The 19,808-nt window shown below is 64.4% G+C and carries 15 protein-coding genes and 1 tRNA gene; 7 read left to right on the plus strand and 9 right to left on the minus strand.

Annotation, left to right across the window (positions count from 1 at the left end; translation table 11 throughout):
• Positions 1 to 372 precede the first annotated feature (372 nt).
• Genes fsa through araD form a run of 6 tightly spaced genes read right to left on the minus strand, consistent with a single transcriptional unit; the run spans position 373 to position 7,528 of the window.
• Entirely contained in the window at positions 373 to 1,020 is a 648-nt protein-coding gene (gene fsa / locus QSJ34_RS01325; protein WP_285569276.1) for a fructose-6-phosphate aldolase, read from the minus strand.
• 60 nt (positions 1,021 to 1,080) lie between these two features.
• Complete coding sequence (locus QSJ34_RS01330; RefSeq protein WP_285569278.1) at positions 1,081 to 1,734, minus strand: HAD family hydrolase; 654 nt, start codon at positions 1,732 to 1,734, stop codon at positions 1,081 to 1,083.
• Positions 1,735 to 1,763: 29 nt separating this feature from the next.
• Complete coding sequence (locus tag QSJ34_RS01335) at positions 1,764 to 3,596, minus strand: sodium:solute symporter (protein WP_285569280.1); 1,833 nt, start codon at positions 3,594 to 3,596, stop codon at positions 1,764 to 1,766.
• A gap of 41 nt (positions 3,597 to 3,637) precedes the next feature.
• The gene (gene araA, locus QSJ34_RS01340; protein WP_285569283.1) at positions 3,638 to 5,131 is read right to left on the minus strand and encodes an L-arabinose isomerase; all 1,494 of its coding nucleotides are present in this window, start codon (positions 5,129 to 5,131) and stop codon (positions 3,638 to 3,640) included.
• Positions 5,128 to 6,825 (minus strand): ribulokinase, encoded by a 1,698-nt coding sequence (locus QSJ34_RS01345; RefSeq protein ID WP_285569285.1) that lies wholly within the window; start codon positions 6,823 to 6,825, stop codon positions 5,128 to 5,130. Before QSJ34_RS01345 ends, araA begins: the two co-directional genes overlap by 4 nt.
• A gap of 7 nt (positions 6,826 to 6,832) precedes the next feature.
• Positions 6,833 to 7,528: an L-ribulose-5-phosphate 4-epimerase AraD gene (araD, locus tag QSJ34_RS01350; RefSeq protein ID WP_285569288.1), complete on the minus strand. Its 696-nt coding sequence runs from the start codon at positions 7,526 to 7,528 to the stop codon at positions 6,833 to 6,835.
• Between the two features lie 563 nt (positions 7,529 to 8,091).
• Here araD and QSJ34_RS01355 point away from each other — a divergent pair.
• The 3 genes from QSJ34_RS01355 to QSJ34_RS01365 all read left to right on the plus strand — a co-directional run bounded on the left by QSJ34_RS01355 (position 8,092) and on the right by QSJ34_RS01365 (position 10,749).
• Entirely contained in the window at positions 8,092 to 8,418 is a 327-nt protein-coding gene (locus QSJ34_RS01355) for a hypothetical protein (RefSeq protein WP_285569291.1), read from the plus strand.
• An 82-nt stretch (positions 8,419 to 8,500) separates the two neighbouring features.
• A complete protein-coding gene (tkt, locus tag QSJ34_RS01360) occupies positions 8,501 to 10,480 on the plus strand; it encodes a transketolase (RefSeq protein WP_285569294.1) in 1,980 nt (659 codons plus the stop codon).
• Positions 10,481 to 10,500: 20 nt separating this feature from the next.
• Positions 10,501 to 10,749 carry a SemiSWEET transporter gene (locus tag QSJ34_RS01365; RefSeq protein WP_285569296.1) on the plus strand — a complete coding sequence of 83 codons (249 nt, stop codon included), beginning with the start codon at positions 10,501 to 10,503 and terminating at the stop codon, positions 10,747 to 10,749.
• Positions 10,750 to 11,158: 409 nt separating this feature from the next.
• On the opposite strand, the gene QSJ34_RS01370 is transcribed toward QSJ34_RS01365, so the two are convergent.
• Positions 11,159 to 11,248 (minus strand) — tRNA-Ser (locus QSJ34_RS01370).
• An 88-nt stretch (positions 11,249 to 11,336) separates the two neighbouring features.
• Between QSJ34_RS01370 and QSJ34_RS01375 the strand changes: the two genes are divergently transcribed.
• Entirely contained in the window at positions 11,337 to 12,368 is a 1,032-nt protein-coding gene (locus tag QSJ34_RS01375; protein WP_285571565.1) for a DUF2891 domain-containing protein, read from the plus strand.
• 224 nt (positions 12,369 to 12,592) lie between these two features.
• Here the strand turns inward: QSJ34_RS01375 and tadA are convergent, their stop codons facing one another.
• A complete protein-coding gene (gene tadA / locus QSJ34_RS01380) occupies positions 12,593 to 13,051 on the minus strand; it encodes a tRNA adenosine(34) deaminase TadA (RefSeq protein WP_285569299.1) in 459 nt (152 codons plus the stop codon).
• Positions 13,052 to 13,145: 94 nt separating this feature from the next.
• Positions 13,146 to 13,817 carry a TetR/AcrR family transcriptional regulator gene (locus QSJ34_RS01385; protein ID WP_285569301.1) on the minus strand — a complete coding sequence of 224 codons (672 nt, stop codon included), beginning with the start codon at positions 13,815 to 13,817 and terminating at the stop codon, positions 13,146 to 13,148.
• 64 nt (positions 13,818 to 13,881) lie between these two features.
• Between QSJ34_RS01385 and QSJ34_RS01390 the strand changes: the two genes are divergently transcribed.
• The 3 genes from QSJ34_RS01390 to carB all read left to right on the plus strand — a co-directional run bounded on the left by QSJ34_RS01390 (position 13,882) and on the right by carB (position 19,802).
• Positions 13,882 to 14,901, plus strand: coding sequence for a saccharopine dehydrogenase NADP-binding domain-containing protein (locus QSJ34_RS01390; RefSeq protein ID WP_285569304.1), 1,020 nt, complete (start codon positions 13,882 to 13,884; stop codon positions 14,899 to 14,901).
• 619 nt (positions 14,902 to 15,520) lie between these two features.
• The gene (gene carA, locus QSJ34_RS01395) at positions 15,521 to 16,603 is read left to right on the plus strand and encodes a glutamine-hydrolyzing carbamoyl-phosphate synthase small subunit (RefSeq protein ID WP_285569307.1); all 1,083 of its coding nucleotides are present in this window, start codon (positions 15,521 to 15,523) and stop codon (positions 16,601 to 16,603) included.
• Positions 16,596 to 19,802: a carbamoyl-phosphate synthase large subunit gene (gene carB / locus QSJ34_RS01400; protein ID WP_285569311.1), complete on the plus strand. Its 3,207-nt coding sequence runs from the start codon at positions 16,596 to 16,598 to the stop codon at positions 19,800 to 19,802. Before carA ends, carB begins: the two co-directional genes overlap by 8 nt.
• Positions 19,803 to 19,808: the final 6 nt, after the last annotated feature.

Consider the following 19,808-nt stretch of genomic DNA (forward strand, 5'->3'; position numbering starts at 1 on the left):
AAAGGGACAACGGGACCGTTGGGATGGCCGCCATCGGGGGATTAGTGCAGGTGAGGGATTGATGCTGGTGGGGAATCCGCTTAGGCATGGAGCGCCGGCGCCGGCCCATTTCTGAAGGCTCGGGCCGCAAAGTTGTGCAGGCGCGTGTCCGGTGGGACACAGCGCCGACTTCATGGGGCTGGGAAGGATCTCGCGAAATGCAATCGGTTTCTGAAATCGGTTTCATTATTGCGCTCAAACCAGCGCCCAGGTCAACAGTCTTTTTTACTTATTTTTTTGAAGTGCGTTTCTTCGTTGTTCCATCGCTGTGGCTGGGCCCGCTTCTCCGCTTGGAGACTGGGGCAGGCTGGTGGAATACGTGAAATTCAAGGCCTAGCGGCCGCTCTTCTTCCAGTCCGCGAGAAAGCCTTCAATGCCTTTGTCGGTCAAGGGGTGCGCCAGCATCTGATCGAACACCTTGGTGGGAATGGTGGCCACGTGCGCCCCCGCGAGGGCCGCATCGGTTACGTGCCTGGGGCTGCGGATGGAGGCGGCGAGGACTTGGGTGGGCAGATCATAGTTCGCGAAGATGGCCGTCAGTTCCGCGATGAGATCCATCCCCGGGAGGTTGATGTCATCCAGCCGGCCGATGAAGGGGGATACATAGGTGGCGCCTGCCTTGGCCGCCATCAAGCCCTGGGTGGCGCTGAAGCAAAGCGTCACGTTGGTCCTGATGCCTTCTTCCTGGAAGGCCCGCGTGGCCTTGAGCCCTTCGGAGGTCAGAGGCACCTTCACCACGATGTTCCGGTGGATTTTCGCCAGCTTCCGGCCTTCCTCGATCATTCCGGGCGCGTCGAGGGCGATGACTTCCGCGGAAATGGGGCCATCCACGATGGCGCAGATTTCTTCGATGATCGCTTCAAAGGGGCGGCCGGATTCCTTGGCGATAAGGCTGGGATTGGTGGTGACACCATCAAGGATGCCCCATTCGCTGATCCGGCGGATCTCGGTGACATTGGCGGTGTCGATGAAGAATTTCATGTGGGGTTCCTGTGCGTGGTCAGCCTCGTGACAGAGGCAGGGAATGGGTTTCGGGGAATGTCATACCTGAATGAGGGCGGCCAACTCGTCGGGGGTGTCCACGAGGGCATCAAAAGGCAGCGATTCCATCTCCGCCCTGGAATGGGTGCCCCAGGTCACACCGATGGCCCGCATTCCGGCGTGCCGGGCCGTGGCCAGGTCCGCAGAGCTGTCGCCGACATAGACGGCTCGTTGAGGTGGGATGGCCCCCAGGGCGGCAAGGAGCCCCCGTGGATCGGGCTTGGGGGCGGGCATGTCATCTTCGCCCACGATCACGGCAAAGTGAGGGGCCACACCCAGGCGGTCGAGGATGCTGCGGATGAAGGCTCCGCGGCTGTTGCTGACCACGCCCAGGAGGAGATCCCGGCGGGACAGGGCTTGAAGCAACTTCGGGATGCCCGGATAGAGCGATGCCAGCACCGCGTTTTCGAGAGCCAGCTGACTGTATCGATGAGCCATTTGTTCCTGGATGAATCGACTCTCTTCTTTTGCGAGCAGGCCCAGCCGCTGAGCCGTCGGATGGACCATGCCCGCGATGATCTGACTCCAGGACGCCGGGGCAAGCCCCATCTCCCTCAACACGCCATTGGACGCGGAGACCACCGTGGGGAGGGAGTCGACGAGGGTGCCATCGTGATCGAACATCACGGCCAGGATGGGGTTGAGATGATCCAAGACAGGCTCCTAGGTTGGATGGTGAGGCATCAACCCCGGAAATACAGATACGCAGCCGCGATCAGCGCGACCACCAGGAGGGAGACCGCCACATCGCGGCGGCTCCAGGAGCTGCGGCTCTCCGCCCGCTGCTCTCCCGTGATGGTGCTGAAGGTGAGGCCCACGAGCTGAGCCTCGTCAGGTGCTGCGGTGAGATAGCTCACCACCACCATGGCGACGGCGCTCACCACCAGGATGATCATGCTGAAGTACTGGAAGTAGATGTGATTGATGATCCAGAGCCAGGAGCCAGGGGCGTAGCTGAAGCCGTGGACCAAGGCCCCAGGCGTATCCACGGCCAGGCGGAACAGGCCGAGGATGAAGCCGATGGTGAGCGCGGCCAGACAGCCCTTCGCATTGAGGCGCTTCCAGTAGATCCCCATGAAGAAGACCACGAAAATGGGGGGCGCCAGGTAGCCCTGCACCGATTGCAGGTAATCGTAGAGACCGTGGGAGCCCTTGATGACGGGGATCCACATGATTCCGATGAGGACCATCACCATGGTGGCCGTCCGTCCCATGCGCACCAGGGAATGCTGGCTGGCCTGGGGCCGCATCTTGGCGTAGCAATCCAGGGTGAACAGGGTGGAGCTGGCGTTGAACACGCCCGCCAGCGAACTCATCAGCGCGGCGATGAGGCCCGCCACCACGAGGCCGCGGACGCCCACGGGCAGCACATAGGCCACCATGGAGGGGAAGGCGTACTGCAGCTGGGACCGCACGGGCTGGCCCGTGGCGTCGATCATGCCGTTCAGGGCGGGAACGGAACCGCCCTTGGCCAGCGCGAAACAGATCATCCCGGGGATGATGAAGATGAACACGGGAAGCAGCTTGAGCAGGGCGGCGAAGATGGAGCCACGACGGGCATGCTGTTCGTTCTTGGCGCCCAGGGTGCGCTGAACGATGTACTGGCAGGTGCACCAGTACCAAAGGCCGATGACGGGGGCGCACACGATCATGCCCAGCCAGGGGTAGTGGCCGTTGAAGTACCAGGCCATGCGGGTGACCACGCCTGCTTGGTTGGCTTCGATGACGGGCGCCCAGGTGCTTTGCACGCCATGGGGCACCATGGGCTTCCAGAGGTTGAACATGTCCGCAGGCAGCGCCTGGTGGAGGGCGTGCCAGCCCCCGAGCTTGTGCAGACCCAGGACGGTGACGAGCAGGGAGCCGAGGATGAGCACCACCACTTGGATGGTCTCGGTGTAAGCCACGGCGCGCATGCCCCCGATCACTGTGTAGATGCCCGTGAGCAGCAGCAGGGTGAGGCATCCCACCCAGAAACTGTCGAGGTAGATGAAGCCGAGGTTCAGGTGCATTTCCGGCAGCAGGAAGCCGAAGACCACGCCGCCGGCGAAGATGCCCACCGCCACCTTGGAAAGCACGTAGAGCACCAGGGAGACGATGGAGAGCATCCAGCGCGAGGCGGGTGAGAACCTCCTCTCCAGGAATTCCGGCATGGTGTAGACCCGGCTTCGCATGTAGAAGGGCACCATCACCCAGGCCAGGACCAGGAGGCACCAGGCATGCAGTTCGTAGTGGGCCATGGCTACGCCATCCGTGGCTCCGGATCCCGCCAGCCCCACCACGTGTTCAGAGCCGATGTTGGAGGCGAAGATGGAAGCGCCGATGATCCACCAGCTCAGGTTCCGCCCGGCCAGGAAGTAATCGTCCGTGGTTTCGCGGTTCTTGCGGATCACCCACCAGGAGACGGCGAGGAGGACGCTGAAGTAGAGGGCGATGACCAACCAGTCGAGCGCTTGCAGGGCTGATCTGGATTGAGTCAAGGCCGTGGCCGTATCGCCTGTGATGAATGAGAGGAACATGGCGGATTCCTTCGGGGAGGCTGGTGGGTGTGTGGATGCTGCTAGCGGAAGGAGGTTTCATTCCAGCGAAGCTGGTTCTTGAAATCAGGGATGCGGGTGGCTTCGTCGATGCAGAGGTACTCGATGCCTGCCATGGCCGTGAAATCTTCAAGGTGGCCGGCGTGGGCCGCCTGGCTGAAAGCCGCATGATGGGCTCCACCTGCGTAGATCCAGGCGGCCGCCGCGACCTTCAGGTTCGGGCGGGGCTCCCACAGGGCGCGCGCCACCGGTAGGCGGGGCAGGGCGTGCTGCGGCTTCACGACATCAAGGACGCTGACGATCATGCGGAAGCGGTTACCCATGTCAATGAGGGAGGCGTTGATGGCCGGGCCTGAAGGCGTGCCAAAGACCAAGCGGGGCGGATCATCCTTGCCTCCGATGCCCAGGCGGTGGATCTCCAGGGCGGGCTTCGGCGTATCTGCGATTGAAGCACAGACCTCCAGCATATGGGCACCGAGCACCTGGGATCTCGAGGGATCGAGGTGGTAGGTGTAGTCCTCCATGAACGAGGTGCCTCCGGGGAGGCCGGCGCCCATGACTTTCATGGCCCGGACCAGGGCCGCCGTCTTCCAGTCGCCTTCGGCGCCGAAGCCGTAGCCGTCAGCCATGAGGCGCTGCACGGCCAATCCAGGGAGCTGGCTCAGCCCGTGCAGATCCTCGAAATTGGTGGTGAAGCCCTTGAATCCACCTTCGGCCAGGAAGGCCCGCATGCCCAATTCGATCCGGGCCGCATCCTGAAGCGAAGCCCGCCGCTCCCCGCCGGGACGCAGGCAGGACATGAGTTCGTACTGGTCGTCGAATTCCCTGCAGAGGCGTTCCACCTCGGCGTCGGCCACGGACTGCACCGAGGCGGCGAGGCTGCCCATGGCGTGGGCGCTCACGGAGTAGCCGAGGCGGATCTGGGCCTCCACCTTGTCGCCTTCGGTGACGGCCACTTCCCGCATGTTGTCGCCGAAGCGCGCGATCTTCGCGCCTTGGGCATCCTGCCAGGCGCAGGCGGCCCGGGCCCACACGCCCACTTCTTCCTGGACCGAAGCCTCGGTCCAGTGCCCCACCACCACCTTCCGCTCCTTGCGCATGCGCGTGGCGATGAAGCCGAATTCCCGGTCCCCATGGGCGGCCTGGTTCAGGTTCATGAAGTCCATATCGATGGTGGCCCAGGGCACGTCGCGGTTGTGCTGGGTGTGCAGGTGCAGAAAGGGCTTGCGCAGCACGGACAGTCCGCGGATCCACATCTTGGCGGGCGAGAATGTGTGCATCCACAGCACCAGACCCGCGCAGGCGGGGGCGCTGCTGGCCTCCTCGCACAACGCGGTGATGGCCTCCGGCGTGGTGAGCACGGGCTTGAATACCACCCTGGTGGGAATGTGCGGGGATGCGTCGAGGGCCTGGGCAATCTCCTGGGAATTCGCCCGCACCTTCTCGAGGGTGCTCGGCCCATAGAGGTGCTGGCTTCCGGTCACGAACCAAATTTCCTGCTTCTTCAAGTCGATCATGCTTGCTCCTGGGGTTGGCACTGCTGGTCCCGGATGGTGAGGAGCTCCTTCATGACGTTGGCCATGGAGCCGTTCCAGGACACTGTCCCGAAACCGTCGTGGAGCTGGCGATAGAGGCGGTACATGTCGTGGTAGACGGCATGATGTTGGGGATTGGGTTGATAGATCTTGCGGATCCCGCAGAGGCATTCCTGGGCCTTGCGGATGGAGGGGAAGGCGCCCGCGGCCATGGCGCCGAAGATGGCGGCTCCGAGCGCCGGAGTCTGCTCGCTCCGCGTGATCTTCATGGGCCGCCCAGTGATATCTGCGTAGGCCTGCATGAGGAACGCGTTCTTGGCTGCGAGTCCGCCGCAGTTCACCACCTCATGAATGGGCACCCCGAATTCCTCGATGCGCTCAATGATCGTCAAGGCTCCAAAGGCGGTGGCCTCGATGAGGGCCCTGTAGATTTCGTGTGGCTTGGTGTGGAGCGTCTGACCCAGGAGGAGTCCCGTGAGGCGGGCATCCACGAGGATGGTGCGATTTCCGTTGTTCCAATCCAGGGCCATGAGGCCGCTTTCTCCTGGGCCCTGCTGGGAAGCCAATTCTTCGAGGGCCCTGAACTTTTCGTCGAGACTGGTCCCCAATGTGTCGGGCGCCAGATTGCGCACGAACCACAGGAATAGATCTCCAACGGCGGACTGGCCGGCCTCGATGCCGTAGTACCCGGGCAGGACGGATCCATCCACGATGCCGCAGACTCCCGGGATGTCTGCCAGGGGCTGGCCGCTCGGCCAGACCATGATGTCGCAGGTGGAGGTGCCCATGATCTTCACCAAGCTGCCGATACCGACACCTGCGCCCACCGCGCCCATGTGAGCGTCGAAGGCGCCCACCGCCACGGCGATGCCCACACGGAGACCCAGGCGGGCCGCCCACTCAGGGCTGAGCCCGCCCGCCTGATGGTCCGCGGGATGGGCTTCCGAGAACAGGTGTGGGCGCAGGCCCGCGAGAGCCGGATCCAGCTGGCGGAGGAAGTCCTCGTCAGGCAGACCGCCCCACTTGGGATTGAACATGGCCTTGTGACCGGCTGCGCAGATGCCGCGCACGATGCGATCGGGTTGCTGGTTGCCCGTGAGCACGGCCGGAAGCCAATCGCAGATCTCCACCCAGGTGGCAGCGGCCTCAAAGACTTCTGGGGCCACGCGGCTGCAGTGCAGGATCTTGCTCCAGAACCATTCGGAACTGTAGGTGCCGCCGACTTGTGCGAGGTACTCCGGGCGGATCCGGGCCGCCAGATCTGTGATCTGGGCCGCCTCTTCGAAGGAGGTGTGATCGCGCCAGAGCCAAACGTAGGCGGCGGGATTGTCTTTGAACCGCGGCTGGAGGCTGAGGGGATCGCCGTGGCCATCGATGGGCATGGGACTGCTTCCCGTGGTGTCGACACCCAGGCCCACCACATAGGCCGGATCGAAATCCGGATCCTGCTCCTGGGCTTGGGCCAGGATAGAACGGACCGTCACTTCGATTCCATTGAGGTAGTCCGAGGCGTTCTGCCTGGCGAGATGCGGGTCCCTGGGGTGGGTGATGATGCCTGCTTCGCCTGATGGGTAGTTGAATACCTCGGTGGCTTTTTCCTCTCCGGTGTGGAGATCCACCAGCAGGGCACGGCAGCTGTTGGTGCCGAAATCCAGTCCGATTGAGTAGATGGTCATGGGAGTCTCACTTCTGGCCGTAATAGGCGCCGCTGCCGTGCTTCCGCTGGAAATGCTTCTGCACCAGGGAATCCTTCAGGGGCGCGATGTTGGGGTTGATCTGCAGCGTCAGCAGGGCCATCCGGGCGATCTCTTCCAGCACGCCGCTATTCAGAACCGCCTGCATCGGGGTGGAGCCCCAGGTGAAGGGGCCGTGCCCGCCCACCAGGATCATCTGGGGGTGAGGTTGGGGCAGGGCGTCCAGGGTCTTGAGGATTAGCTTTCCGGTCTCTTCTTCGTAGTCGCCTTGGATGGCGGAGTCGGAAAGGAGCGGGGTGACGGGAATGGAGGCGGGGAGCTGGTCTGCGTGGGTGGTGCCCAGGAGGGGGATGGATCGCTGGGCTTGGGCCCAGGCCACGGCGTGGGTGGAATGCGTGTGGGCGACCCCGCGAATGTTGGGAATGCCCTTGTACAGCACTGCGTGGGTTTTGGTGTCCGAGGAGGGCCGGCGGGATCCTTCCACCACCCGGCCATCCAGATCCACCACCACCATGTCCGTGGGTTTCAGGTGGGCGTAGGGTACGCCACTGGGCTTGATGGCGAAAAGGCCCTCCGCCGGATCGAAGGCGCTGACGTTTCCGAATGTCTGGATGACCAGACCATCCTGCTGGAGCTGCATGTTCGCGTCCCAGGCGGCTACCTTCAAATCATGGCGCGCACTCATCTTTGCCTCTCCCTGGCTGGAAGCCAGTCGTACAGAGAAAAACCCGACCTGAATCAGGCGGGTGGAGCAGATTCTCGATGGAAATGAAATCGGTTTCAGAAACCGATACCAATCTACTGGTCCGAGAGTAGGTGGTCAAGTATCCTCTTGAGAATTCCCCAACTCCTTGGAGGAATGCCGCGCGGTGCCTCGGCCAGATGGTGGATTCATTTTGGAGTGCCCATGCGCACTAGGCTTCTTGTTGCGATGTTGTGTGCCGTGCCTCTTCTTTCCGCTGGGGAATGGTCCTGCGCTCCATTGGATTACCCCGGAGCCGAGCCGAGTCGGCAGAAGGCCGCATTCCAGGAGCAAAGCTCTCTTGAACCGCTAAGCGCGGCACACACGGCCATGGTGGCCGCAGCCCAGGAGGGTGCGGCGCCAGCCTTCCACGGGGCGTCTCGGGCGGGCGTTCGTCCTGGCAGCCCACTCCTCCACCGGGTTTCCGTCACGGGTGAGTGGCCCATCCGATTTTCGGCGGCGGGGCTTCCGGAAGGCCTGTCCGGGCCTGCCCCTGGAACCGGGACGTGTGGGGAGTCGATGCCGCCACAGAGGCCGGAAAAGCTTGGTACAACGCCCTCTATGCGCACGTTGCCGCCTGGGGGGTGGACTCTGTGAAGGTGGACGATCTGTCCCAAATCAACGGCGCGTATTCCACTGCCGAGGTGGAAGCCATCCAAGCGGCACTCCGGAAGGGAGGGCGCTCCATCGCGCTGAGCCTGTCCCCTGGCGAGGCCCCCATCGCCGAAGCGAATCTCCGCGATCTTTGGGCCCGGAAGAATCACGGCCATCAGAAGCGCTACCGCGCCATGCTGGCTGGGCACGGCTGCGTGATGCTGAGAGTTGGTGGGTAAGTGGGTCCGTAGCTTGGATCGGGCCGTGGAAGGCCATGACATGACGTTCTTGATGATCAACAACAAACCGACAGGAGTAGCTGTGAGCAATCTCGACAAGCTCTGCATCGATACCATCCGCTGCCTCGCCATGGACGCCGTGCAGAAGGCCAACAGTGGCCATCCGGGCACCCCCATGGCCCAGGCTCCTGCGGCCTACGCCCTCTGGACGCAGGTGCTGAAGCACAACCCCGGGAATCCTCAGTGGCCAGACCGGGACCGCTTCGTGCTTTCCTGCGGCCACGCGTCGATGCTCATCTACAGCCTGCTCTACCTCGCGGGCTACGGCCTGGAACTCGATGATCTGAAAGCCTTCCGCCAGTGGGGGTCCAAGACTCCCGGCCATCCGGAATTTGGACATACGGTGGGCATCGAAACCACCACGGGCCCTCTGGGGCAGGGCATCGGGAACGCGGTGGGCATGGCCATCGCCGAGCGCTGGCTGGCGGACCGATTCAACCGCCCCGGCCACGAAATCGTGAACCACCGTACCTTCGCCTTCGCGGGCGATGGCTGCCTGATGGAGGGGGTCGCCTATGAGGCAATCAGCCTGGCGGGCCACCTCGGTTTGGAAAAGCTCCTGGTGCTTTGGGACAACAACAAGATCACCATCGAAGGCGAAACGAACCTGGCCTGGAGTGAGAACGTTCCAGCCCGCTTCGAAGCCATGGGCTGGCGCGTCCTGAAGGTGTCCGATGGCGAGGATCTCGAGGCCCTGGTGAAGGCCTTCCAGGAAAAGCCCTGCGGCAAGCCCACCCTCATCGACTGCACCACGGTGATCGGCTTCCCCGCCCCCACCAAGCAGAACACCCACCACGCCCATGGCGCGCCCCTGGGCGACGCCGAAATTCGCGCCACCAAGGAAATCCTCGGCTTCGATCCCGACGTCCGGTTCGCCGTGCCTGAAGAAGCCCTAGCCCATTGGCGCGGACAGTGCGCCTCCCGCGGTTCTGCGGCGGAGCTCGATTGGAAGGTCCGCTTCGAAGCCTACCGGAAGGCCTACCCCGAGCTGGCGACCGAATACGAAGCCTTCCTCAAAGGCGAGCTGCCTGCGGAATGGCAACATGCCCTGCCCACCTTCGAAACCACCGGCACATTCGCCACGCGGGAAGCCAGCGGCAAGGTGCTCAACGCCCTGGCGACGGTCATTCCCAACCTCATCGGCGGCAGTGCCGATCTGGCGCCATCCAACAACACGCACCTGAAGGATGGGGGCGATTTCGGTCCCCAGGAGAGTGGCCGCAACTTCCACTTCGGCATCCGCGAGCACGCCATGGGCGCCGTGCTGAACGGCATGTGTCTCCATGGAGGCGTGAAGGCCTTCGGCGCCACCTTCTTCATCTTCTGCGACTACATGCGGCCCACTGTGCGTCTGGCCTCGCTCATGAAGATACCTGTCACCTACGTGTGGACCCACGATTCCATCGGGGTGGGCGAGGATGGCCCCACTCATCAGCCCATCGAGCAGATGATGAGCATGCGCCTCATCCCCGGCTTCACCATGATTCGCCCCGCGGATGCCAACGAAACCGTCCAGGCCTGGTCCATCGCCGTGTCCAAGACGGATGGCCCCGTGGGCCTGGCCCTCACCCGCCAGAAGCTGCCCACCCTGGACGCCGAAAAGGCCAAGGGCGCCGCCCGGGGCGCCTACATCCTGGAGGAAGCCAGTGCCGTGCCCCGGCTGCTCCTTCTGGCCTCGGGCTCGGAAGTCCACCTGGCTGTTGCAGCCCGAAAAGTGCTGGAAGGCCAAGGCGTGCCCACCCGCGTGATTTCCATGCCCTGTTGGGAGCTGTTCGAGGCCCAGAGCGCCGAATACAAGGCGAGCGTCTTGCCCGCTTCCGTCACCGCACGCGTCTCCATCGAAGCCGGCGTGACCACGGGCTGGCAGCGCTACACCGGCACCCGGGGAGCCTGCATGGGTCTGGACCATTTCGGCGCCAGCGCCCCGGCGGACATCCTCTTCGAGCAGTTCGGCCTCACCGTGGACAACGTGGTGAAAACCGCCAAAGCCTTATTGGCCTGATGGGTTCATGGATGCGCCCAATGAGTGAGTGGATCGGTTTTATGGCAGCCTTCTGCACGACAGCAAGCTTCCTCCCGCAGGTCTGGCGGGTTTGGAAAACCCGAAGCGTGAACGATATCTCGCTCGGGATGTACGTCCTGTTTGTGCTGGGTGTCGCCCTATGGTTTATCTTCGGCCTCGCCATCCACTCCCTTCCGGTGGTCCTGGCCAACGGAATCACGCTGATTCTCGCCGCCCTGGTTCTTGTTGCAAAAATCAGATTTGGCTGACCCGCAAAGCAGAAAACCGATCATCTGATCGGCATCAGGGCTTACGGGAGAGCGCATCCGCGACAAGATCGCCGCCTCCAAGAAGGAGGGCATGTGGACGGGCGGTATCGTCCACATGGGCTATGACCTGAAGGCTCGAAAGCTCGTGGGTAAGAAGATGGGTAATAGAAAGACAGATCGCCAAGATGTTTGTTTTTCGACATCTTGGCGATCCCGCTGGCGGAGAGAGAGGGATTCCCTCCAGGGCCACCGCGGCGTCCCTTCCGGCCGCACGAATCGCTGGCACGCCGCTTCACGTCTCCGGCAGTCCACAGGACTGCCTCCGCCTGCGGCTACCTGCCAGCGATTCTGTGACTTCGAATCCCTCTCCGCCGGGATATGAATGCGCCCCGCATCGCGGGGCGCCGGCTGGCGGAGAGAGAGGGATTCGAACCCCCGAACAGGTTTCCCCGTCTCCGCATTTCGAGTGCGGTGCCATCAACCACTCGGCCATCTCTCCGGAACGCTCATTCTAGCAAACTGGCCGCTAGAATCCAGCCTCAGGGGGCCGTATGCGATGGGCGAGGGCTTTTGGGGCGGGTTTGGCCATGATTGCGGTGGCCCAGGCACAGGATGTGGATCTGGTGCAGTCGGACGCGCAGGCGGACCGTTTCGCGGCGCTGGCGCTCAAGTGTGTGCGACAGGAATACCCCAACAAGCTGGATCACGTGATGAACGGGGCAGGGGAGGTGAAGGGGCCGAAGGAGCTGCACCCGGCCTTCTATGGCTGCTTCGATTGGCATTCCTCGGTGCATGGCCACTGGATGCTGGTGAAGCTGCTGCGGGAGCATCCGGGGATGGCCCGGGCAGCCGAGGTTCGCCAGGTGCTGGATGAGAATCTCAGGCCAGAGCGCATGGCTGTGGAGGTGGCCTACCTGGGCCAGGAGAACCGGCGGAGCTTCGAACGCACCTACGGTTGGGCCTGGCTGTTGAAACTGGCGGCGGAGCTGCGCACCTGGAATGATCCCAACGCGCTGCGCTGGGGAACCGCCCTCCAGCCCCTGGCGGACGAACTGGCCCTGCGCTGGACATCCTTCCTGTCCAAGGCGACCTATCCCATCCGCACGGGCGTCCACCCCAATACGGCCTTCAGCCTGGATCTGGCCCTGGACTATGCCCGCGCCATCAAGGATGCCAAGTTGGAGGCGATGATCCTGGAGCGGGCCCGGTCCTGGTTTGGCGCGGATCGCAAGGGGCCGTTGGCCTGGGAACCCGGAGGCGAGGATTTCCTCTCGCCCTGCCTGGAGGAGGCGGCGCTCATGTCCCGCGTGCTGCCGCGCCCGGCTTATGGCCGCTGGCTGACGGGCTTCCTGCCCGGCTTCCCCGCTGGCCTCGTGCCTGCCACGGTCTCGGATCGGACGGATCCGAAGATCGTTCATCTCGATGGCCTCAACCTCAGCCGAGCCCGGGCCCTGCTCCGTATCGCCGCCGTGCTGGGCCCAGCCGATCCGCGTTCGGCCGGATTGAAACGGCTGGCTGACCGCCATGCCCGGGCCTCCCTGCCGCACCTGGCTTCGGGAAGCTACGAGGGAGAGCACTGGCTCGCGACCTTCGCCGTCCGGACGCTGACGGAGCGTTGAAGCCGGGACCCGTTTCTCTGGCCAGTGGTTCCGCCCAGCCGGCCTGGCAGAGGGACCCATCGGCCTGGGAGATCGAGGCCTGGCGTGATTCCACCCCCTCGGTATTCGGCGATGCAGATGCGGAGGGTCCTGGATTCGGCGCCGGTCCCAGCTTCCCCTGAGGTGACCGGAGTCGGCGAGCGCCACCGAACGTCCCAAGGATCACTGGCGAGGAGCCGTGACCGTCATGACGATCGGCGTCGCCTAAAGAAGGCCTGGATCTGCTCGCGGCACTCGGGCTCCATCAGGCCGCCCTGGAACTCGAAGCGGTGGTTCAGGGCCGCGCCGTCGAGGGTGTCCAGCCAGCGGCTGACGCCCACCTTGGGATCGGAGGCGCCGAAGACCACGCGTCCCACGCGGGCGTGGATGAGCGCGCCGAAGCACATGAGGCAGGGCTCCAGCGTGACGTAGAGCGTGGCGCCGGTGAGGCGGTAGTTCTTGGCCCAGGCGCCGGCGCTGCGCAGGGCGAGCACTTCGGCGTGGGCGGTGGGATCGTTCAGCTTCACGGGGTGGTTGTGCCCGCGGCCCAGCAGGGCGCCCTCGGAGACCAGCACGGCGCCCACGGGCACTTCGTCCAGGCGGTCCGCCTTCTCGGCCTCTTCGAGGGCGAGCTTCATGAAGTAGATGTCGTCACCGGTCCACATGATTGGGATAGTGTGGCAAGAAAGTCGAGAGACTGAAGGTGGGCGAGGAATGTGCTGGGCCAATCTGATGTGATTGGGCTCAACGCCGCGATACTCAACGGCCAACTCGCGCCCCCTCCAGCACCGCCTTTAGACATCCAAGCAGTACATGGGTGGCTTCCTCTGGTTTGAGCAGGGCCGAACTGACGAAGGCGCCATTGATCAACAACGCCAATTGTGCGGCCAGTTGGTCGGGCCGGGGGACGCGCAGCCGTTTGGCAATGTCGTGTAGGCGGTTTCGCAGCACCTGCATGTGTCGCTTCGAGACTTGGCGCGCCGGGTGGTCCTGTTCAGCAAACTCGGCGGCCACATTGATTTGGGGGCATCCGCGGTAATTCGAGCGGGCAAGGCGTTCGCCGATCCAGCGCATGTGGGCGTCGAGTTCGCCGACGGGGTCGTTAGGGTGTTGTTGGGCCACGCCGTCCCACTGCGCCCAGAACTCGAGGTCCTCGCGCTCTAAGAAAGCGACGACGAGGTCATCCTTGGTGGGGAAGTAGCGATACAGGCTTGTCTTCGCTACTGCGGCTTCCTGCACGACCAGGTCGACGCCGACCGCGCGCACGCCGCGCTGATAGAAGAGGGTGGAAGCGGTTTCGAGGATGTGTTCTCGGATGTCGAGCACTGGCTTGGCCGCTGCTCTCGCTGAGCGTTTCGTCGCTGCGAGGGTGCGGCCGGTCGATGCAGGACTTCGCGGAGTATGGGTCGATGCAATGCGCATGTTTGACATGCTACAGACCTGTCTGTAATGTGTGAAGAACAGACAGGTCTGTATCTGTCTTCGGAGGGCCCCAATGCATTCCACAGCAAAGTCCGTTGCCGTATATGGCGCCAGCGGCCACACCGGTCAATTTGTCGTCCAAGAAGCGCGGCGGCGAGGGCTGTCGGTAGTGGCGATCGGGCGCAGCGCCACGCGGCTCAATGCGGTGTTTCCTTTGGCCGTTACCCGGCGCGTGGCAGCGCTCGACGACCCGGTCAGTCTCGAGCAGGCCTTCGCCGATTGTGCGTTGGTCATTAACTGCGCAGGTCCATTTCTCGACACCGCAGCGCCTTTGGCGCGGGCAGCGCTACAAGCCGGCTGCCACTATATCGACGTGACGGCAGAGCAGGCCAGCGCACAAGCCACCTTCGCCGACTTCGATGCGCCGGCGCGCGCAGCCAGCCGGGTCGTGATTCCTGGGGCCGGCTTTTATGGCGGCCTGGCTGATCTGCTGGCCAGCGCACTGGCACCTGACGGTGACATCGACGAGATCACAGTTGCGATTGCGCTCGACCGCTGGTGGCCCACCGCCGGTACGCGCAGGACAGGTGAGCGCAACAATGTGCCTCGTGTGGTGGTGAAGCACGGGAAGCTTGTGCCTCTGATACCCCCGGCGGAGGTGCCGGACTGGGTTTTCTCCCCAGTGCTGGGTCATCAGCCAATGGTCGAAATGCCGTTCAGCGAGATCATCACCTTGGCCCATCACCTGAAGGTCGGCTCGATTCGGTCACTCCTCAACCGCTCTGCGCTTGACGACATCCGCGATGGTACGACGCCACCGCCCACTGCCGTGGACGACAGCGGGCGCTCGGCGCAGCGTTTCGAATTGGAGGTGCGACTCGTGCAAGGTAGCGTGATCAAGACAGCCAGGGTGCGTGGGCAGGACATCTATGCCGTGACGGCGCCCATCGTGATCCAAGCCGGACTGCGTTTGCTGTCGCCCTCGTACCGGCACAGTGGCGCGTTGGCACTGGCCGAGGCGATCGATCCCGTTGAATTGTTAGGCGCCCTGCATGGTCAGTCGCTGGAGGTGTTTGGAGACGTCTTGCGCTGAAGATACGGAAACCTCGCTTCTCGTGGATATTTCCGAAGACACGCATGTCATCCATCGCGTGTCGGCATAAGTGAGCAATTCCAAGGCTCGTCGCGATGCCGAACCAAGGAATTGGGTCGGCGCCTGGACCGAACGAAAAACGCGGCGCATGCCACCGCAGCAGACATCAGTGCCTCTAATCTCCAGCCGCCAGACTCCGGCCGAACGAAAAAGCCCATCAGGCACCTTGGGAGCAAAGGAGCAGGGTGGCTGAATCAGGCCCCATCCACTCGATGGAGACCATCTGGCACCAACCATCATCTGGAGTCGGAAAGTCTCGCGCCCAGGTTCTGTTCTGTGGATCCGGGCCTGGTCGGGCCGTGATTCCAGGAAAGTCCGTTCGGTACGTCGGAAACAAAGGAGTAGTATGCCTGAGTTCCCCTTGAAGAAAAAGGCTGATCCTCGTTTTTAGGGGTCGCTACACTCACTTCTGGTCCCTAAGACCGAGTCATTCTCACGACCCCGCGAAGGCCTGGCCCTCGCGGGGTTTTTGCAGAGGCTTTGACATGGTCCGTGGGGGACCGCCAGCTCACGCTGTTCCCGAGGCCCTCCGGGCTCGGTCTGACAACGAAGGAGGCACATGCGCGCGCACCTGATCCTGAAGGACGGAACCATTTTCCGGGGACGGGCGCCGTTGGGATTTGGCGGGGGCGGCGAAGCGGTGTTCACCACCGCCATGGCCGGCTACCAGGAGATCCTCACGGATCCGAGCTTCGCGGGGCAGATGGTCTGCATGACCTTCCCCGAGCAGGGGATCTACGGCATCCATGCCGACCTCAACGAAGGCACGCGGCCCTGGGCCACGGGCCTGCTCTGCCGGCGCCTCACCTTCGCGCCGGACCATCACCGCTGCGAAGGCGATCTGCCGAGCTGGCTGAAGCGCCACCACATCCCCGTGATGACCGACCTCGATACGCGGGCGCTGACCCAGCACCTGCGTGACCAGGGTTCCCAGCCCTCCCTCATCTGGACCGAGGTGGACGGCAGCCTCGACGCCGGTGTGGCCAAGGCGAAGGCCCTGCCGGACATGACGGGCCAGGCCCTCTGCGGCGAGGTGAGCTGCAGGGACCGCTACGAACTGAACCCCGGCGGCGCACTGAAGGTGGCCGTGCTCGACGGCGGCATCAAGCTGAGCATCCTGAACCAGCTGGTGGGCGTGGGCCTGAACCTCGAAGTCTTCCCCTGGGACACGCCCGCGAGCGAGCTCACGGACAAGCGCTTCCACGGCCTCTTCCTCAGCAACGGGCCCGGCGACCCCGCGGCGCTGCCCGGCATGCAGAAGGAGGTCGAAGCCTGCATCGGGAAGCTGCCCATCTTCGGCATCTGCCTGGGCCACCAGCTGCTGGGCCAGGCCTTCGGCGGCAAGACCTTCAAGCTCAAGTTCGGCCACCGCGGCGCCAACCAGCCCGTGCACGACCTGATGACCGGCCGCATCGAGATCACCGCCCAGAACCACGGCTTCGCCGTGGACGAGAACGGCCTGCCCGGCGATCTCGTGGTCACCCACAAGCACCTCAGCGATGGCACCGTCGAGGGCCTGCGGCACACCAAGCTGCCCATCTTCTCGCTGCAGCACCACCCCGAGGCGAGCCCCGGGCCTCATGATGCGCACCCGGCCTTCCATCGCTTCGTCGCCCTGCTCAAGGAGTTCCACCATGCCTAAGCGGACGGATCTGAAGAGTGTGCTGGTGCTGGGCTCCGGGCCCATCCAGATCGGGCAGGCCTGCGAGTTCGACTACTCGGGAACCCAGGCGCTGAAGGCCCTGCGGGAAGAGGGCATCCGCACCATCCTGCTGAACTCCAACCCGGCCTCGATCATGACGGACGCGAACCGCGCCGACGCCACCTACATCGAGCCCCTGACGCTGGCGGTGCTGGAGAAGGTCATCGAGGCCGAGAAGCCCGATGCCATCCTGCCCACGGTGGGCGGCCAGACGGCGCTCAACCTCGCCATGGAAGCCCACGAGAGCGGCCTGCTGGAACGCACGGGCGTGCTGCTCATCGGCGCCCAGCCCGAGGCCATCAAGCGCGGCGAGGATCGCCAGCTCTTCAAGGCCCTCATGGACGACCTGGGCCTGGAGACCTGCCGCGGCGGCTTCGCGCACAACATGAGCGAGGCAAGAGATCTGCTCAAGCTCACGGGCTTCCCCGCCATCATCCGCCCCAGCTTCACGCTCGGCGGCAGCGGCGGCGGCATCGCCTACAACGTCGACGAGTTCGAGACCATCGTGGCCCGCGGTCTGGATCTGAGCCCCACCAAGCAGGTGCTCATCGAGGAGAGCATCCTGGGCTGGAAGGAGTTCGAGCTCGAAGTGGTGCGCGACCTCGACGACAACGTCGAAGTGATCTGCTCCATCGAGAACTTCGATCCCATGGGCATCCACACCGGCGACAGCATCACGGTGGCCCCCGCGCTCACGCTCACGGATCCCGAGTACCAGAAGATGCGCGACGCCGCGCTGGCTGTCATCCGCGCGGTGGGCGTGGAGACCGGTGGATCGAACATCCAGTTCGCGCTGCAGCCCGAGACCAGCCGCATCATCGTCATCGAGATGAACCCCCGCGTGAGCCGCAGCTCCGCGCTGGCCTCGAAGGCGACGGGCTTTCCCATCGCCTGGGTGGCCACCAAGCTGGCCCTGGGCTACCGGCTCTGGGAGCTGCCCAACGCCATCACGCGCATGACCAAAGCGGCCTTCGAGCCGGTGCTGGACTACGTGGTGGTGAAGATCCCGCGCTTCACCTTCGAGAAGTTCCCCCAGGCCGACAAGGTGCTGGGCACGCAGATGAAGAGCGTGGGCGAAGTGATGAGCATCGGCCGCAGCTTCCAGGAGGCGCTGCAGAAGGCCGTGCGCTCGCTGGAGGAGGGGCACAAGGGCCTTTCCGGCGCGCTCGAAGGCAAGCTCGATCTGGGCCGCCTCAAGGAACACCTGATCATTCCCGGCTCCCAGCGCATCTTCTGGATCTACCACGCCCTCAAGGCCGGCCACAGCGTCGAGGAGCTGCACCGCCTCACGAAGATCACGCCCTGGTTCCTGCGCGAGATCGAGGAGATCGTTGTGCTCGAAGGACGCCTGCGCAGCTTCCCCGTGGACCGCCTGCCGGAGGAACTGCTGGAGAAGGCCAAGCGCGCGGGTTTCGCCGACAACCAGATCGCCGTGTTCTGTTCGGGCACGGAGGCCGAAGTCGCCGCCCGGCGCGAGGCCCTGGGCCTGCGCCCCGCCTACAAGCGCGTGGACACCTGCTCGGGCGAGTTCAAGGCGGAGACGCCCTACCTCTACGGCACTTGGGAAGAGACGAGCGAGGCTGAACCCACGGACCGCCCGAAGGCCATCGTGCTGGGCAGCGGGCCCAACCGCATCGGGCAGGGCGTGGAATTCGACTGCTGCTGCGTGCAGGCGGTGGAAGCCATCCGCGCCAGCGGGGTCGAAGCCATCCTCATCAACTGCAACCCCGAGACGGTGAGCACGGATTTCGACACCAGCGACCGCCTCTACTTCGAGCCGCTCACCTACGAGCATGTGAAGGCCGTGGTGGATCGCGAAGCCGCGGGCGGCAAGCTGCTGGGCGTCTTCGCCCAGTTCGGCGGCCAGACGCCCCTGAAGCTGGCCTCGCCCCTGCACGAGGCGGGCGTGAAGCTGCTGGGCACGCCGCTGAATACGATCATGGACGCGGAAGACCGCGAGCGCTTCGGCCAGGCCCTCAAGCGCCTGAATATCCCGGCGCCCCAGTGGGGCATGGCCACCAGCTTCGAGCAGGCCAAGGATGTGGCCCACCGGCTTTCGTACCCGGTGATGGTGCGGCCCAGCTTCGTGCTGGGGGGACGCGCCATGGCGGTGGTCTTCGACGATGCGGGGCTGGAAAAGTACATGCGCGAGGCCGTGGCGGTGAGCAACGACCAGCCCGTGCTGCTGGACCGCTTCCTGGACGGCGCGCAGGAGCTGGACATCGACGTGGTCTGCGACGGCGAGGACGTGGCCATCGCGGGCCTGCTGGCCCACATCGAGGAGGCGGGCATCCACAGCGGCGACAGCTACGCGGTGATCCCGGCCCTGGGCGTGCCCGAAGAGATCCTGGAGACCGTGAAGGGCTATGCCCGGAAACTGGCTCTGGATCTCGGTGTGCGCGGCCTCATGAACCTGCAGTTCGCCGTGAAGGACGGCATCGCCTACTGCCTGGAGGCCAACCCCCGGGCCAGTCGCACGGTGCCCTTCGTCAGCAAGGCGACGGGCGTGGATTGGGCGGGCGTCGCCGCCCGCATCGGTCTTGGCCAGAGCCTGAAGGCCCAGGGCATCACGGACGGCGTGCCCCGCGCCGTCTCGGTGAAGGGCGTGGTCTTCCCCTTCGCCAAGTTCCCGGGCGTCGATCCGGTGCTCGGCCCCGAGATGAAGAGCACGGGTGAGGTCATGGGCATCGGCGACACCTTCGGTGAGGCCTACGCCAAGTCCCTGCTGGCGGCGGGCATTCCGCTGCCGCTGTCGGGCACGGTGTTCCTCACGGTGAACGATGCGGACAAGGCGAGACTGCCCGAACTGGCCCAGAAGCTGGTCGCCCTCGGTTTCGGCCTCTGCGCCACCGAAGGCACGGCCCGCACGCTGGATGCGGTCGGCATCAAGGTGCGCAAGATCTTCAAGGTGAACGAGGGCCGGCCCAACGCGGTGGATCTGCTGAAGAACGGCGAGGTGCAGTGGGTCATCAACACGCCCCTGGGCCGCGACGCCTTCTTCGACGAAAGCGCCATCCGCCGCGAGGCCCTGCGTCTGAAGATCCCCTGCCTCACGAACCTCAGCGCGGCCCTGGCGGCCTGCGAGGCCGTCGAGACGCTGCGAGGCGAGATGAAGGTCCGGGCCATCCAGTCGCTTTGAGCCAGT

Source organism: Geothrix limicola (assembly GCF_030268085.1).
Taxonomy (GTDB): domain Bacteria; phylum Acidobacteriota; class Holophagae; order Holophagales; family Holophagaceae; genus Geothrix; species Geothrix limicola.